Source organism: Brachybacterium hainanense (genome assembly GCF_042434575.1).
Taxonomy (GTDB): Bacteria; Actinomycetota; Actinomycetes; order Actinomycetales; family Dermabacteraceae; genus Brachybacterium; species Brachybacterium hainanense.
This window is the reverse complement of sequence record NZ_JBHLSV010000066.1, coordinates 1-572: the sequence shown is the minus strand read 5'-3', so window position 1 is coordinate 572 and position 572 is coordinate 1. Positions and strand designations below refer to the sequence as shown.

At 49.7% G+C, this 572-nt stretch carries 1 rRNA gene; it reads left to right on the top strand.

Annotated elements, in window-relative coordinates:
• Positions 1 to 96: 96 nt before the first annotated feature.
• Positions 97 to 572, top strand: a 23S ribosomal RNA gene (locus tag ACFFF6_RS19960); the annotation flags it as partial.

Sequence of the window (572 nt, the reverse complement as noted above, 5' to 3'; positions counted from 1 at the left end):
ATTCTAGTGCTTTAGCAATAAAGCACATCAAGGCGAAAGAAAAACCAATATGGGTCGTTGATACGATTTGGTAGAGGAAACTCATCCGGGTTGTATGGTTAAGCGACTAAGCGTATACGGTGGATGCCTTGGCAGTCAGAGGCGATGAAGGACGTGTTAATCTGCGAAAAGCTGTGGTGAGGTGATAAAACCCGTTGAGCCACAGATATCCGAATGGGGCAACCCAGCTGCATAAGCAGTTATCTGCATGTGAATCCATAGCATGCAGAGGCGAACCGGGAGAACTGAAACATCTAAGTACCCCGAGGAAAAGAAATCAACCGAGATTCCCCTAGTAGCGGCGAGCGAACGGGGACCAGCCCTTAAGCTGTTTGTGGTGTAGTGGAATGGTCCTGGAAAGGCCGGCCGTAGTGGGTGATAGCCCCGTACACCAAACATCACTTACAGTGAAATCGAGTAGGACGGGACACGTGATATCCTGTTTGAATATGGGGGGACCATCCTCCAAGGCTAAATACTCCTGACTGACCGATAGTGAACCAGTACCGTGAGGGAAAGGCGAAAAGAACCCC